General features: G+C 46.8%; 12 protein-coding genes. 1 reads left to right on the forward strand and 11 read right to left on the reverse strand.

Features of this window, described 5'->3' with window-relative positions:
* Positions 1-102: 102 nt before the first annotated feature.
* From AC3ITG_RS18780 to AC3ITG_RS18830, 11 genes are all read right to left on the reverse strand, one after another.
* Complete coding sequence (locus tag AC3ITG_RS18780; RefSeq protein ID WP_489250998.1) at positions 103-462, reverse strand: hypothetical protein; 360 nt, start codon at positions 460-462, stop codon at positions 103-105.
* An 18-nt stretch (positions 463-480) separates the two neighbouring features.
* Positions 481-1,365, reverse strand: coding sequence for an alpha-L-fucosidase (locus AC3ITG_RS18785; RefSeq protein WP_489250999.1), 885 nt, complete (start codon positions 1,363-1,365; stop codon positions 481-483).
* Between the two features lie 58 nt (positions 1,366-1,423).
* The gene (locus AC3ITG_RS18790; protein WP_489251000.1) at positions 1,424-3,139 is read right to left on the reverse strand and encodes a DUF4091 domain-containing protein; all 1,716 of its coding nucleotides are present in this window, start codon (positions 3,137-3,139) and stop codon (positions 1,424-1,426) included.
* 91 nt (positions 3,140-3,230) lie between these two features.
* A complete protein-coding gene (locus tag AC3ITG_RS18795; RefSeq protein WP_489251001.1) occupies positions 3,231-4,922 on the reverse strand; it encodes an ABC transporter substrate-binding protein in 1,692 nt (563 codons plus the stop codon).
* Positions 4,923-5,031: 109 nt separating this feature from the next.
* Complete coding sequence (locus AC3ITG_RS18800) at positions 5,032-5,931, reverse strand: carbohydrate ABC transporter permease (protein ID WP_489251002.1); 900 nt, start codon at positions 5,929-5,931, stop codon at positions 5,032-5,034.
* 29 nt (positions 5,932-5,960) lie between these two features.
* On the reverse strand, positions 5,961-6,947 hold the full coding sequence (locus AC3ITG_RS18805) for an ABC transporter permease (RefSeq protein WP_489254495.1): 987 nt from the start codon (positions 6,945-6,947) through the stop codon (positions 5,961-5,963).
* Positions 6,948-7,182: 235 nt separating this feature from the next.
* Positions 7,183-9,405, reverse strand: a complete 2,223-nt coding sequence (locus tag AC3ITG_RS18810) for a helix-turn-helix domain-containing protein (protein WP_489251003.1) — start codon at positions 9,403-9,405, stop codon at positions 7,183-7,185.
* Positions 9,406-9,672: 267 nt separating this feature from the next.
* Positions 9,673-11,583 (reverse strand): DUF4832 domain-containing protein, encoded by a 1,911-nt coding sequence (locus AC3ITG_RS18815; RefSeq protein WP_489251004.1) that lies wholly within the window; start codon positions 11,581-11,583, stop codon positions 9,673-9,675.
* Between the two features lie 203 nt (positions 11,584-11,786).
* Positions 11,787-12,623, reverse strand: a complete 837-nt coding sequence (locus AC3ITG_RS18820) for a carbohydrate ABC transporter permease (protein ID WP_489251005.1) — start codon at positions 12,621-12,623, stop codon at positions 11,787-11,789.
* A gap of 12 nt (positions 12,624-12,635) precedes the next feature.
* Positions 12,636-13,505: a carbohydrate ABC transporter permease gene (locus AC3ITG_RS18825; protein WP_113054398.1), complete on the reverse strand. Its 870-nt coding sequence runs from the start codon at positions 13,503-13,505 to the stop codon at positions 12,636-12,638.
* A gap of 75 nt (positions 13,506-13,580) precedes the next feature.
* Positions 13,581-14,870, reverse strand: a complete 1,290-nt coding sequence (locus AC3ITG_RS18830; protein ID WP_489251006.1) for an ABC transporter substrate-binding protein — start codon at positions 14,868-14,870, stop codon at positions 13,581-13,583.
* 313 nt (positions 14,871-15,183) lie between these two features.
* On the opposite strand from AC3ITG_RS18830, the gene AC3ITG_RS18835 reads away from it, so the two are divergent.
* The gene (locus AC3ITG_RS18835; protein ID WP_489251007.1) at positions 15,184-16,722 is read left to right on the forward strand and encodes a glycoside hydrolase family 31 protein; all 1,539 of its coding nucleotides are present in this window, start codon (positions 15,184-15,186) and stop codon (positions 16,720-16,722) included.
* Positions 16,723-16,724 lie beyond the last annotated feature (2 nt).

A 16,724-nucleotide genomic window follows, 5' to 3' on the forward strand; every position in this document is an offset into this window, starting at 1 on the left:
AACTTGATTTTATGCGTTTTGCCGAGCGATCCGGATACATTAACCTCCAGTTTAATAGTAGCATCCGTCCTTATCACCGTGATCCTATCGTCTTTAATGATTTCATTCACGTTTCCCGCTACCAACATGATGGAAGCTTAGTTCCTGAAGTACTGCCTCTTGGTCACTTTCGGTGATTTCAACAATAACACCCCGGATTTTGATCGCAGGGATACGAATAATTGCCTTATGACCTATATGCTGCCCTGCATAAATGGTCACAGGTCGTCTTGACTTTTGAGTAATGATGTCAATCTTGAAGCTTCGTATATTTTCACCAGATGTAAGATCCTCTTGGATGATAACGTGGTCGAGCAACTGGGGCACCTCTGTCTCGTAAACCCACGATTTTTCAATTCTTCTACATTGCTCAATTGTTGCAAATGGACGTTCGAAACGGCGAATTTCCGAACCGAATTCCAACAGTCTCTCTACATCTTTCTACGGAAGCAGACCGTTGCGATCCGGTCCAATATTCAGGAGCAAGTTTGCACCCCGGCCAACGGAATGATAATAAATGCCCATAAGTTCTTCCGTGCTTTTCAGGGTATGTTCATCGCTATCGCTATAAAACCAATTTCCCCGCATTTGGACGTCACATTCCGCTGGCAGCCATAGTTGTTCACCCAATTGCTCTTTCTTTTCCGTTAAAATTGAAAATTCGGTTGAGTCCACTTCATTCCAGCATGGAATAGGTGCAATACCATCCTCGTTCCCAACCCACCGAAAATCGGGGTCACCCATATTGAAAATTAAAATATGAGGCTGCAAGCGGCGAATTTCACCAATAATACGTTTCCAATCATACGAATGTCCTTCAGAGCCACAACCGTCAAACCACAGGATATCGATGTCACCATATTGTGTGAGCAATTCTGTTATTTGATTGACGAAATAATCGTCGTACGCCTTCGCATCTTGGGTGTAAAAGTCAGCTGAACCATCATACGGGGAATAGTACAAGCCTGGTTTCACATCATATTTTCGACAAGCATCAACAAATTCGCTTATAATATCTCCTTGCCCATCCTTCCACTGAGAAGCCGCCACACTAAATCGACTGTAGTTGGAAGGCCAATTAGAAAAGCCGTCATGGTGCTTCGCAGTTAACACAGCATAGTTCATTCCGGCTTCTTTGGCCGATCGGATCCACTGCTCACAGTCTAAGTCAACAGGATTGAAAGCAGCCGGGTCCATTTGCCTTTCATCGAAATCGACATATCCTTCATAAAAGGTGCGCAGTCCGAAATGAAGAAACAACCCAAACTCCCAATTTTGAAAAGCAAGTTGTTTGGCTGATGGCGTTAATTTTTGAACAAGATTCATATGATCACACCTTTCTCTTCCCATTGTTTAATACAGCTGTTCATTCTGTTTGTCCGTTCTAAACCTCATATAATCGATCGTAGTCCTCAATATTAAAACTGTATAACTGCATGGCCGTTTTGCCAGAGGAAGGAGCAAGCTCTCTCGGATGATCGAATCGGAATACTTGCTGGAGAATCTTTTCAACCTGCTCTTCCTGTCCATTCTGCTTTGCTATCTGCATATATTCGTAATCGCGGATGCCTCGCTGCAGCCACTTATAACGCAGTGAAAGCAGCGGTTTGCCCCTTTTTCCCGGGTAAACGAAATTCGTATCCCCAGCCTTCCATATCATAGGACGATAGGAAAGCCTCTCCAGTGGCTTGTCGGGCCACACGGTATAATTCCACCGTAGAAAGCCATCCAATTTCAGCTTTTCTGCGAGCCAAGGGATCACCCGAGACTCAATCGACGGCGAACTGAGGAACGTATTGGGTTTATCTGGCGAGCAGCAAACGTAAAACGTAAATGTCCCCTTCACGTCCTTTCTTAATTGCTCTAGCTGTTCAAATTCCTCTGCAGCACAGTCAAGGACAGGCACATAATCAACGATTCCTTCGATATGTTTACGAATAAACTCGGTATGATTGATTGCTGCTTTATAGCGGAATGATGGCGCCATCTCGCGTAAGCATGCTAAACTTTCCTCAAATAAGCTGATATCAGCCGGTTCATCCGCAACAACGCGAACGCGGTCCATCCACTTTTTCGAGATAAAATGCTGCTCTAATGCCACAATATAAGCACTAAGATCTGATTTATTTCGGATAAACATATAGCTCCCGGTTTCTTCATCATAATAGCGGACGCGAATGGCATCGGGATAATCATCCACAACTCCCCCGAACCCTTCATCCTCATGCTTCCAAATATTGATCAAGCCGAATACTTCTATTTCTTTGCATATTCCGTGCTTCTCTCCTATCTCAACATACCGATCCAAGTTCGTAAAATCATAGTCAAATCGACCGTCGCTCCGTCTCACGATTTGAACGATACTATATTCATTCAAGTCGGATGGCTCAGCATCGATAAATGATCGTTGTCCGCTCCATGGCTCCTCTGAAACAACAAGCGTCAACGCCTTTTGTCCGAGCTGAGACAAGCTGTGAAGATACGAATCAAGAAGCAAGAAATGTTCATCGGACCAATAGGAAACATCATATTTTCTTGCAATATTACAGTTATGCTGCCACAAGTCCAAAACGAACGTATAATTTTGAGGCTCTGGCAGCACTTGTTCACTGATCGTTAAACGAAACGTCAGTTCTTTCTCCAAAACCTCATCCTCGAACATCGTATGCGTGTAGAATTTCAGCTTGCCTTCATATTGACCGCTTACAACGGAATCATCGGCATGAAGCTCCACCCACAAAGGTTGAATCTGACGCTTCCTAAGCCATTGATAGGGTTCATCCAGCAGAACATCTGAAGTCATAACACGATTATCGTCCTCTATCAACCCGATAAGCTGAAGATCGATCTTGCAGGGAGCATCCGTTTCCACCTCGCAGCGCACGATTTTGATCGGCCCGCCCTTCCATAACAATGCATCCCGGTTAATCGTAACCAGCATATCCTCTTGATCTGAGCTGACCAATGCCTGGAAGGCGGCGCTGTCATTTTTACAGCAGCGAAGTTCCAAGTGTTTCACCTGCGTGTCTTCACGTCCCTGATTCCACCAATTGGACGACCACACATACTTATAGAACAAGTTCTGCAAACCACAGTTCACTTTAAAACTGCACCTCCGAGTCTGTTCTGAAATCCACCATCTCCAACCTCCAGATCAGACTCGAAGGTAGAATTAGTTAGGGAATTTCGAATTATTTCGTATCAATGGCCTTCTGGTAAATTTCTATATACTGGCCAAGCTGCAGGCCATCCAGACCTTTTACATAAGAATCCCATTCTTTCTCGATGTCCTTGCTGCCCGTAATGAACTGAGCCATATTCGACTTGACGTAATCTCGGATTGATGTTTTCAGTTGAGCCGCAACCTGTGTGTCTTCCAAAGCGATGAATACGCTGGACGGATAATTCTCCTTCGATTGGAACGGCTCATATTTTGCTGATTCACGCTTCAGACGAACCTCGTACGCGCCTTCAGCAAGGGGATCCTGCAGAGCCGCCCATGAGTCGCGATATTGGTATGTGCGGAGCGACGGTCCAAGCTGATCCCAACGGTCGTTATACGTAATTTTAGTTTCACCATCAGAAATAATTGCATAAGTTGCCGGTTTGCCGTCCATACCCAGCTCGCCTTCCTCTGCTTTACGCCATCCTTCGCCTTCTGGACCATGCTCTTGGTTCACAATGGCTTCTTCTGTGTACAAGTAGTCAGCCAAACGGATTGCGGCGATTTTCTGTTCATCGGTCGCTTTGTTCGTAATGGCCATCTGCGATACACTTACTCCCGCAAAGTACCCAGCTTGCTGCACACCGTTCGGTCCTTTAAGGGGAGGCACGGTGACATACTCTTTATGACGTGGGTGTTTGTCATCTGGGCTGTGGGCGTAACTGATTAGAGCAGTTGTAATGCCGCCAATCACATTCGCGTCTTGACGGTTGCCCAACTGCTGGATGGCATCGGAGTTTTGTGTGAATGATGCTGGATCGATCAGGCCTTCCGTGTAGAGCTTTTTCAGGTACAATAATCCTTGCTTCCATTCTTCCTTATTGGCGACGAAATCCACTTTGCCGTCCTTCACCTGGAGAAAAGTCCCGTTGTCTTTGTCCACCTGATCGTCGATGATGAACGAATTCATCAAGAAGGAAGCGACGTTCCCTGCCCACATGTCGTCAGCGCCAGTAAGCGGAATTTCGTCTTTTATACCATTACCGTTCGGATCATTTTCTTTAAAAGCTTTTAGCACTTCATAAAACTCGTCCGTTGTTGACGGCATTTTCAACCCAAGCTTATCCAGCCAAGACTGATTGATCCATAGCTTCTGTGCATAGTTGCAGTGATAGCACTCGTTCACTTGCGGAAGTGCATATATGTTGCCGTCCGGTGAAGTGATAGAGCTTTCCAGGTATGGCAGTTCAGCCATTGCTTTTTTGAAGTTAGGCGCATATTTATCAATCAAGTCGTTCAGTGGAATAAACACACCCTCTTTGCCGTACTTCATCTGCTCTTCTTTGGTTAAGCTCCCATGCAAAATTACTTCAGGATAATCACCGCTTGCCAGCATCAATTGTTTACGGTCGTTTAGCGCTTTTTCAGGTACGAGATCCCATTTTATTTGAATATTCGTCTTGTCCTGGAGGTATTTCGTGAATGTATTGGTTTCCATATTCTCTATGACAGCGTACTGCGGAGCAAACATTTTGATCGTCATGGGCGTATTGACAATCGGATATTCTCCAACGGGCGTAAACACGTCGCTTGCTTCTGGTGCACTGGCAGAAGGTGTATTCGTAGTTGTGCTCGAATCCCCGTTACAGGCGCTCAAGACGAGTGATAAACAGAGTGCAGCTCCGAGGACGCAAGAGAATGATTTTCTCCATGTTTTCATAGTTATGACCCCTCCCATTTATCGAACATAAAATTTCAATTACGGAAGCATTCTATCTGGTCTTCAACCCCTCACCTCCTTAAATGCTGGTTGAGCTACCTCCCCGTCACTATCCTTTTAATGAACCGATCATGACACCTTTAACAAAGTGCTTCTGCACGAACGGATAAATGATCAGGACAGGTGCGCTTGCGACAACGATAAGCGAATATTTTAGCAAGTCCTTCAATCCTTGCTGCGCCAACATCTGATCAACATTGGTCACCATGGTCGGATCGATCGAGTTCAGAATAAGAATGTTACGCAACACGATCTGTAACGGGAACAAATCTGGAGATTTCAGGAAAATTAATGCATCGAAGTAAGCGTTCCAGTGGCCCACAGCATACATCAGCGTGAGCACAGCCAAAATGGGTTTGGAGAGCGGAATTACCATACTGGTAATGAACCGGACGTCACTACAGCCATCGAGTTCGGCAGCTTCCGCAATTTCCTCGGGAATCGTGGTCTGAAAAAAGGTCCGAGCGACAATCACTTGAAACACCGCCATGGCTCCTGGCAAAATCATCGCCCAACGTGTATCGAGGATATGAAGGTTTTTTACTACGAGATATAAGGGGATAAGCCCTCCTTCGAACATCATCGTGATGACTAGAAGTACCATGATGAAATTACGGCCGTAGAACGTTTTTCTGGCAAGCGGATAAGCAAGCATAACAGTCAAAGCAACGTTGACTGCTGTACCTATGACTGTATAATAGAGCGAGTTCAAGTACCCGAAAACGATTTGTGGATTTCGAAACACCGCTTTATAGCCTTCCAGCGTAAAGTCGACGGGCAACAGCCACACCTTGCCGGATACGACGGCTTGCGGTGAGCTAAACGATGATGAAACGATAAAGATGAGAGGAAAAAGGACGACAATCGTCACTACGATCAAAAAAGCATAGACACTGAGCAGAAACAAACGGTCACCATACGATTCCCGAATCTTTGACGCCTTGAACATATTTGTTCCTCCTTTCTGCTGATTTGCTGTTACCATAAACTCGAATTGGATAACTTCTTGGCAATGTAGTTAACGCTCACAAGAAGAATCAGATTGATGATCGAGTTGAAGAAACCGATTGCAGTCGAAAAGCTGAAGCTGGAGCTGAGCAGTCCCACCTTATACACATAGGTAGAAATGACTTCAGAAGTGCTGATGTTTAGGGGATTTTGCATCAAATATACTTTTTCGAAGCCAACCTTCATGAAATTCCCTAAATTCAATATGAGCAGAATGACGGATACAGGGATAAGGCTCGGCAAGTCAATATTAATAATTTTCTGCATCCGAGACGCACCATCCACTTTTGCCGATTCATATAGTTCAGGGTTGACTCCTGCCAAAGCTGCAATGTAGATAATCGCACCATAACCTGAAAATTGCCATACATCCGACCAGACATAAATCGATTTGAACAAGCTGGGAATTCCCATGAAATTTGTATTTTCAATCCCGAGTAGTTGTGTGAACTTACTAATAATCCCAACACTTGGCGACAAAGTTACGATGAGAATGGAGACCATGATAACCGTTGAAATAAAGTAAGGCGCGTAGGTGATCATTTGTACACTGCTTTTGAAAAAACCGTTACGAATTTCATTTAATGCAAGTGCCAATAGAATCGGAGCAGGAAAACCAACAAGCAAACCGTACATATTAATGCCAAGCGTGTTCTTCAAATACAGCCAAAAGTTTGGTGATTCAAAAAATTGTTCGAAATATTTCAGTCCGACCCATGGGCTACCCCAAATACCTTGGATAACGTTGTACTCTTTGAAAGCAATGACAACGCCAGACATAGGTATATACTTGAAAATGACCAAATACAGCAACGGCAGAAATACGACCAAGTATAACTGCCAGTGACGCTTCATTTTTTTCCCAATGAAGCGTAATGATGATTTGCTGTCAGGCAATGCAGGTTCATGTGGCTGGACTTGCATTGAAGTTTCGGGTTTCCTGATTCTCTTTTGCATGCTTGACATATGCTCCTTCTCCTTTCGTTCGATCTAATTGTTTGCGCTTACATTCTACATAATAAAGTAGGATAACGAGGTGCAGCAAGAAACAATAATCGTTAACTTAACCGTCTTCGCATGGCCTGAAAATGCGCAGCAGCTCCGGTGTTTAGCCGGAGCTGCTGCATGAAATACATTATGAAACTGCTGGGTAAGCAGGCGTAGCAAACCATTTTCAACCAGTTAACCAAATTCAACCGATATGTCTGCGCGCTGCTTCTTCGCGGAATTCGCTTGGGGAGTAGCCTACCACTTTCTTAAACACACGGCTGAATGAGATCGCGCTTGTATAACCTACCTTCTCAGCTACCTCCTGCATGGAACCTTGTGTTTCCGTGAGCAAGCGCTTTGCGGCCTGCAGGCGGATGTCAATCAAGAAGTCGACGAATTTCTGTCCGGTCTCTTCCCTGAACAGCTTGCTTACATATTTTCCATTAATGTTAAAGATTGAACTGAGATATTCAAGCGACATGTTCGGATTGGCATACTCCTCTTCGATCATTTTCCGCATATCTCGAATGGTAGCTGCATGCAGACGCCTGTTTTGCGCTTCCTTCAAATCTGTGAAAAAGCTGTTCAACACGCTCAAAGATTCTTCCCGCATTTGCTCGAGTGAATGGCACTCATCTATGATTTTACTGAGCCTCGGTAATCCATCTCGCATCCATATTTCTTGGACCTCTTTTGTCATCCCGGAGATTTCCAATCCCAAATAGTAAATTAAATAGTTCATCAGATTTGTAATTTCATCTTTCGTTAACAACCCTAGCTTCATTTCATTCATGAGCTTGTCGTACTTCGTCTTCCATTCGTCCTCAAGAAGTCTGAACGACTGGATGATGGATCGAATTACGTTTAATTGTGAGAACACCTCAACCTGGCCGTGATTTGCGATGTGTTCGCTAGTAATGAGCCTGTTTTCTCCTAACACTATTTTATATTTAAGCGCCCTAAGTGCCTCTTTATAAGAATTTGCGACGCTGGAAAGCTCTGCGACCTGTTCACCGATGCCTACCGTTACCGTAAACTTCAGATTTTCCTGTACCCACACACGAACGCTCTCGAAAAGTTTGAGTGTTATGGAAGTACTTGCTTCCTCCTCGCTATCCACAAATACCATGACGCTTAGCTGAAATGCCGAAGTCCACTCGGACCAAAGCGCGAGCCCATATTTTGGAGCAAGCTCCTGAATAACACTGCGTAGCGCGAATTTAAGGAGGTTTTGGTCTCTGCGGGAGTATTGGCAGCAAAAATCACTGTATTTATCCATTTCGATCACAAGTACGACTTGTTTATTAAACGTGTATGGAAGCTGAAGACTGTTTGTTTCTCCTATCCATTCCTCATGGGTTAAACCCATGTCACCTTCAATGAGTTGGTGGAACAAGTACCTTTTTCGCAGATGCAGATCTTCATCGTGCTTTTGCTGATACTGATTCGATTGCTCAATAATATTGGACAAGGCCGATTCGATGAAGGAAAATTCATCTCCCAACTCCTTGGACAAAGGGAGACGGTAACCGCGGATTCGCGCCACAATCTGTTCCAGCGGTCTTGAATTGCGTCTGGTAACATAGAGTAGCCATACAAAACCACCCCCGATCGTCACGATACCGATGATAAACCAGACATTATATAATGAAGAGATCACATGGAACAACTTTCCATTTATAAGTCCGCTTTGGTAGGACCATCCGGTATAGCTCGATACATAATTGGAGAAAATCTTTGATTGTTCTTTAGAATGCAAGTCACTAAACAAATCGTTTCCCGCGGCGTCCCGAATTCCGATAAAGCTTGTTTTTGAATCGTATAGGTCTGCGATACTGTTCTGCAACGAATCAGTTGCCACATTGACGACGATCATGCCTTTCTCGCCTGTAATAAATGGCGCTCCCCGTACCAAACTAACGACAGGCTTACTCCCTTTTGTAGAAAACTGCTCGAAGCTTCTTACGTCCGACCATTGCTTGGATGCGAGCGGATCCATAGCCTTTTTAATAAATGGCTCATCCCTGTAGTTGCTAAGTTGATCACTTGTCGCATTACTGAGCACGAAATTGTCTTCATAACGCACAAAATAGATCGAATCAATCATGGGGTAATAGGATATCATATCCTGCATTCTTTTAACTGCGCTTATGTTGATGAAAATGTTATTCTTCTCTTCATTATTGAAGAAATCAATCAACTGCTTATTATTTATGGTTTCCGACATTATCATATTGTCTATCGCCTTCAGGGAAGTATCGATCAGACGCATCGCCTGTAATGACAGCATTTTGTTGGCGTTAAGCGCCTCCTTACGGCTTTGTTCGCTTAATATCTGAAAAAAAACAAAAAACGTAAACGTGATCACGACAATAAAAATCGGCATATAAGAAAACAGCAATCGATTAAATAACGTTTTCCTCATATCCAGCCCCCAATGTTTTTAACGGAATGATATATATTTACATAGTGTACACGCTTACATCTTAATACGTCCATACAAACGGTAAGTCCACCCCTCAACAATATGTAGACGAATTGCCTCTTTTTTAGCCACACAAAAATGCACCCCCTAGAATTTCATCGGCTAAACCCAGGGGTTTTTCCAATGTCTATTCTAAGGGGTGCACTTCACTCAACAGTAAGAGTCATTCTCTTAACTGTCTAACTGGAAGGGGATGGCTGACCTTTTTCACCCTCCCGAACCGGTAGGATTCACACTCACTAAAATGCGGTCGATATCTGGGGCATAACCCGTCGGCTGTGAGAATAGCAGCGTATTAGATCCCGCCTGCAGATGTACTGTCGTCTCCTGAGAAGCAACTGTTGTCCAACTGCCGGAACTTGGGAAGTTGAGCGATATACCAGCCGCTCCATTCACACTTAATACGGCGGAGCGGATCGCTTCACCATTCAAGTACTGGATCGTCAATTTGTAGTTACCTGCTGACGGCACTGTCACACTATTGAACTTCAGCGTTCCGCTACCGTTGCCTAGATAACCCACCTTTGCCCCACCTGAGCAAGTCGTGCAGTTCGCAATGACCGCTGAACCTGCTAACGTGTTTCCTGCTGCCTCTGCCTCATAGGCGCTAACACCTGAATTCGGAGGTGTGACTGGCGTCACGGGCGGGTCAGCCAGTAAAGTAGAAGTCGTAGCACTCGCAGAAACGTGGAAACCAGACAGTGTTAGCCAGCCATCTCGGTTCGCGTCCTGACGCGTATTCGCAAAACGAATGGTCTTGCCGCCGGTGAGTGGATTGACAATTCGCATGACTAACCTGTAATCCCCTGCGGGAAGGTTGTGATTCGCACTATATGAGAAGGAATAGTCCGAGTCTTCAGGCAAGATGCTTTTCAGATTCCATGATTTCGTGCCAAGCGACTTAACCCATGTATCGGAGGAATTCAGTACGCCGAACTCGACCTCCCAATTGTAGTAAAACGGAGCAACGCCCTTGTTCTGGAGTTTGACGTTGACTTGCAGTGAGGACGCCGATGAATCACTCAGCTGCACCGATGAATTGTACAGCGTATAACCAAGCATTTTATGAGCTCGCAGCGCATTAAGCTTAGCCGTCTCGTCAGGCAAAGAATTTTTGTACACACGATCGTACATTAACCAAGAGGCGTGTGTCGTTTCGACCGAGGTCTGGAAGTCTTCACCGTTTTGGTTGGGCCAGTGCTGCCAAAAACTCGTATCCTGCTGGAGGGGTGGGTATAATTCGCCACCAATCGGATGAGTCTTCCAGATGTTCTGCAGGCCGTTCTGCGTAATCAAATTCCAGAACCCCCAGTCATTCTCGAACAACGTTTCGTATGAAAAAGAATCATCATGGTAGCCGAAAGCGTTTTTCAAATCTGCTGTACTCGCTGAATAAGGGTACCTGGCAAGAACCTGGGTCTTCTGGAACGCACCCTTGAATGCCGAAAGCAACCCGTCACGGTTACTCTGGTTCATCTCCCAATTCGTTGGGTCCGTATTGTAGGGCCATGTATGCCACTCTCCCCAAAATCCGTATAATCCTGTTGTCAGGAAGCCAATCCGAGGATCGCCATCATAGCGGGCCCCAAGTGCGGTGACGAACTGTCGCAAAGCCTGATTCAGATTTGCGTCGTTCCAGTCGGGGGCCAGACTGTGGGTGGATGTATCATGATTGCCGTTCTGATCATAATCTCGGGTCATAAGCCCGCCATTAATTAGAAACTGCGGAATACCGCTTGTACGCCCCGGGTAGTCAACGTAGACACGGAAAGCCGCCTGGTTGCCCCGACTAGCGATATCATTTAGATAGGCATCCAGCGGGGCCCAGTTGTATGTGTTCCAATCCGTCATCAGGTCACGAAGCGAAACGTAGAACCATTCCATGCTGTGCGGAAAACTGTTGTTCGGATCAACACTGTCCGAAGGAAGCTTGGAAAAGGGTAAAAAGCCCTTCAGCGGGTTTAACTCCAGCCCCGCTTTGTTCGGGTCATAGGTTTGGGCTTGCCACTCCCCTGACGCATAGGCATGGTTGGGCTTGAAGTTCATAAACATTACCGAGCCAAGTAGACAAAAGACGACCATCATCAATCCTAGCCTTGCAAATCTTGCATTCGACATTGCATCGTTCACTCCTGTTCGCATGAGATTAACTATTAAATATGGCAACGAACTTGCTCGCCAGCCTTACTCACCTCCTCTCCAGCTCTGAACTCTACGCATTAATGAGAACACACCTCGTCACTACTTGATGTAGAAAGCTTAGTAAACGTGGTGGTACGCTCAGTCCATTTTCACAGATTACATCGGGGTAATTCAAAAGATCATCCCTTACTGGCACTAAAGGCGACACCCTCAATGAACCGCCGTTGGAAAATGAAAAACAGTATGAGCATTGGAATGACGGCCATGAACGCACCAGCCATCAATACAGGATAATCCGTACCGAACATGGAGACAAGTGTGGCAAGGCCTGCCGACAGCGTCAATTTTTCAGGTGAACTGTTGATGATAAGTGGCCACTGTAGTTCATTCCATGACCAGAGCAATTGGATAATGACGACTGCAACCAGTGCTGACTTGACAAGCGGCAGCATGATATAGCGAAAGATTTGGAACGGATTGCATCCGTCGAGCACTGCTGCCTCCTCCAACTCTTTGGAGATGCCGAGGAAAAACTGGCGCAGCAAAAAGGTCGCAAATGGGCTGACGAGCGACGTGATCCAAAGTGCGGTCGTCGTATTCACCAATCCGAGTTTGCTCATCATCAAATATTGAGGCGTATAGAACACCGGGTTGGGAATCATCATGACCGAAATGATCAGAAAAAAACACAGCCCTCTACCCGGAAAGCTAATGCGAGCGAATGCAAAGGCAGCCATCGCGCTGAAGACGACAGGGAATAACGTCTTCATGAACGCAGCCATCAGCGTATTCGCATAATAATGCAAGAAGGCCGATTGCCTAAGGGCGTCTACATAACCTCGCAAGCTCGGCTCGGCAGGTAATATCGTAATCGGAATCTGGGTCGCCTCCGTTGTCGTCTTGAGAGACGTAAGAATCATCCAGAGAAATGGAAGCACCATGACGGCTGCCCCAGCGATCAGAACCAAATGAATAATAAGGTTGCTTCTATGCTTCGAAGAGACAACTCTGCTCACTTTTGTACCTCCTCAATCGTAAATCACCCATTTTTTTTGCAGCATGAATTGGATACCCGTCAAAACCAGGTTGATCACCAGCAGAATGTTGACGATCGCTGCTCCATAGTTCTGATCGTAATAGATAAATGAATTTTGGTAATAAGCGTATACAAGAGAACGCACGGCCGGTAGCGCAACGTTCGTTTTACCGATAATCAGATAGATACTGTCAAAAATTTGTGTGGCACCGATCACCAGCACGATCGACGTAAAAAATAGTGTTGGTGTTAATAGCGGAAGCGTGATAGAACGAAACTTGCGAAAACCGACAGCACCATCAATCTCAGCCGCCTCATACAGAGTACGTGGAATGCCTTGAAGCCCAGCTAGGATCAGCAACATGTTAAAGCCAATCGCTCCCCAAACACCGACCATGACAAGAGCATACATGGCGAAACGCTTGTCAGAGATCCACGCGATGTGTGTGCCGAGTACAGAGTTTAGTAGTCCGTAATCCTGAGCGAAAATAATGACCCACACCATAGCAGCCGCGGCCGCCATCGTAACCTGCGGTAGAAAATAAATGACCCGATAGACAGACTGGCCCTTGATCTTCGCGTTCAGCAGTACGGCGAAGAACGTCGACAGTATAATCGTCGTAGGTACAAACAGCACGACATAAAGTATCGTATTACGTAGATTTTGCCAGAACTCCTCGTCCATAAATAATCTCTCGTAGTTGGCCCAACCGACCCAGTGGTTGACAAGGCCGAAGTTTTCGGACTTCAGGAAGCTCAGATAGATGGAATACACGGCTGGCCAGCTCCAGAAAACGAGCGTTCCGATCAACGTCGGAGCGATCATCATATAAGCCCATATATATCTGCTTTTCGAATGCATTGCCTTCACCTCATTTGTGCCATAGGTATTCCGTTAACCGGAATACCATCGACAATTTTGCCTGGCGTAGGGCGCTTACTTTGCGTCCTCAATCGCCTGATTCATCATTTCAGCCACTTTCTTGGCGCCTTCTTCGATTGAAATCGCGCCGCCCCATGCCTGTGACATGATCTCTGCCTCTTTCGAGAACCAGACAGGGTATGATTTTGAACCACTCGGGTACGGAGTCGCGTCCGCCGCCTGATCAATGAATACCTGCAGGTTCAAATCGGGATTGTTCTTCACCCATGCGTCTTGCGTATTATTGAACGCCGGAATCGCGGCACCCATCTCTGCCGTGATCTCAGCGGCCTCCTTGGAGCCGAGGAATTTCAGGAACTGCCATGCTTCATCCTTGTGCTTACCCTTAGTGGACATGACGTTGCCGATGCCATTAATGATATTGCCACGCTTGACCTTCCCCTTCGGCAGGGGTGCCCAATCGTACTTTCCTTTGATAATTTCACTACTCGCCAGATTGCCGTTGTCCCAAGATCCATCGAAAATCATCGCGAGCTTGCCAGACTTGAACATTTCGACCGAATCCGTGTCGGTCATCTGCTGGTGCGTCGGCGAAGCCTTGTCAAGAATCATCTGGTAACGGGCCTTTAGTGCCTCAATCGAAGCCAATTCGTCGTAGCCGGATTTGGTCATGTCGTCATTTAAAATAAAACCACCGTTCGCTAACATGTCGTTCCAGTAGCCCGCTTGGGTGTCCAGCTTTGCGCCAAAACCGTAAATGCCCTTGTCTGGCTGACTTAGCTGTTTGGCGACTTCAGCAAGCTTGGCATAATCCCATGTATCGTCTGGATAAGGAATGTTCGCCTGATCGAACAGCTCCTTGTTGTAGGCCAGACCAATGGTATCGAAGTCCTTTGGAATACCGTAGTTTTGCCCGTCCAGCGTATAGATGGAGACGAGGTTGGACGCGTAGTTGTTCAGATCGATTTCATTGGCCTGCACCTTGTCTGTGATCGGCTCGAGGAACTGCCCTTCTGCGTACTTCATAAACTGACCACCATGCATCCAGAATACATCGGGCAGCATTCCCGCTGGCGCTGCAGCGGACATCTTCGTCCAATATTCGCCCCAAGGAATAGCATCAACTTTTACCTTGATATTCGGATGCTGCTCAGTGAACGCATCGGCGATCGCCTCCATCGCCGGCTGCTGGTTTTTGTCCCAGATCGTATAAGAAATCGTAACGCTCTTCTGGGCACCACTGTCGGTAGCCCCGCCCCCGTCATTAGAACTATTACAGCCCGCCATCAACGAGACAAGCAGTAAGCTGGCGATCCCTGCCGCCATTTTTTTTCTTATATTCATCGTCAAACTCCCCTCGACTTTTCTTAAAAATGAAGATTGTACCCTTACGTCCAGCAGTCATACTCCAAAAGCTGGAGAACGGAAAAAATGCGCGTTTTTTCCGCCAGTCGATCGTCGTGAGCTCTTGACGTTCTCATCATAAATCAGGAAAAATCCGGTTTAAATGCCCAAATTTTAAGATTCAAACCACATTTTTAAGATCCCCTTCCCAATTGCGGATGATCTCTGCATAATAAAACCCGTATCAAAATTCAAACGATTGGGACAAATCATCCACAAGATTTTGTCCGCAATTCCAAAGGAGAATTCTCCCATGAATAATATCTCAATCGCCCGGCTGCCTGGCGAATACTGGTGGGGCGGTGTAATCAACGATGGCAGCTCCATGCCATTTGGCCAGACAGCATATACAAGGGATTTGCGTGTGACGGATGACAATCAGGCCTCGCCTTTGCTGCTCTCCAATAAGGGCAGATATATTTGGAGCGAGGAGCCGTTTGCTTTCCATGTGGACGAGAATGGACTTTCCGTCTTTGATAACGCTGGTGAAGTCGTCGTGGAAGATGAACATAGCTCACTGCAGGGCGCATACCGTCATGCTGCCGGCACACACTTCCCTCCTTCCAAGCAAATGCCCGACGCCCTCGTCTTCACAGCCCCGCAGTACTGTACCTGGGTCGAGATGTTCTATAACCCCACGCAGGACAGAATTATCCGTTATGCAGAATCGATTCTAGCGAACGGGCTACCGCCCGGCGTCCTCATTATCGACGACAATTGGATGATGGATTATGGCATGTGGGACTTTGACAAGTACAGGTTCCCGAATCCGCGGGAGATGATTGATACGCTTCACGGCATGGGGTTCAAGGTGATGCTCTGGATGTGCCCATACGTAAGTGCGGACTGCACGATGTTTAAGGAATTGCGGGCGGGTGATCTGCTTCTGACAGGCGTGGACAAGGCGCCAATCATCCGACATTGGTGGAATGGTTACAGCGCAGTTGTGGATTATACGAAGGAGGAAGGTGCGGCCTGGTTCAAGCGGCAGATGGATCGTCTGATCACTGATTACGGTGTTGATGGTTTTAAGCTTGACGCCGGCGAGCCGTTCTTGCCGGGCGGAGCGGACACGACCCAGCCCATTGCATGGACTCGTCCCCTGCGTCAGCTTGAAGACTGCGAAGCTTACGCCAACCTCGGAGTTGGCTATTCGCTGGTTGAGCTGCGGATGTGTTGGAAGCTCGGTGGCCAGGGACTCATCCAGCGCCAGCGGGACAAGACACATACGTGGGACGCCACTGGGCTCAGCGGACTCATACCCAACGCGATTGCTCAGGGACTGCTTGGCTACGCATTTAACTGCCCCGATATGATCGGCGGCGGTATGGACGGCGATATCAACTCCCCGGAATTTCACTTTGACAGCGAGTTGTTCGTAAGGTACACCCAATGTGCCGCGCTGTTCCCTGTGATGCAGTTTTCCATGGCACCCTGGCGCGTGCTGAAAGGTGAGGAGCTAACCTGGTGCCTTGACGCCGTAAGGTTAAGATCCGAGCTCGGCCCCGAGCTGCTCACGCTTGCTCGCCAGGCCGCTGCAGACGGTTTACCGATACTGCGAAGCCTGGAGTTCAAATATCCCGACTGCGGCTACGAGCTCGTAAATGACCAGTTTCTCCTCGGACAGAATCTGCTCGTTGCGCCAGTCGTCGTCAAGGGACTGACATCCAGAAACGTGGTTTTTCCTGAAGGTCAATGGCAGGACGAGGATGGGAATATCATCAACGGGCCAACCGAACTTCAAGTTGATGCGCCCCTCTCACGTCTGCCTTGGTATCGCAAAATCCAATAGGA

The organism is Paenibacillus sp. GL_099_B (assembly GCF_057835695.1).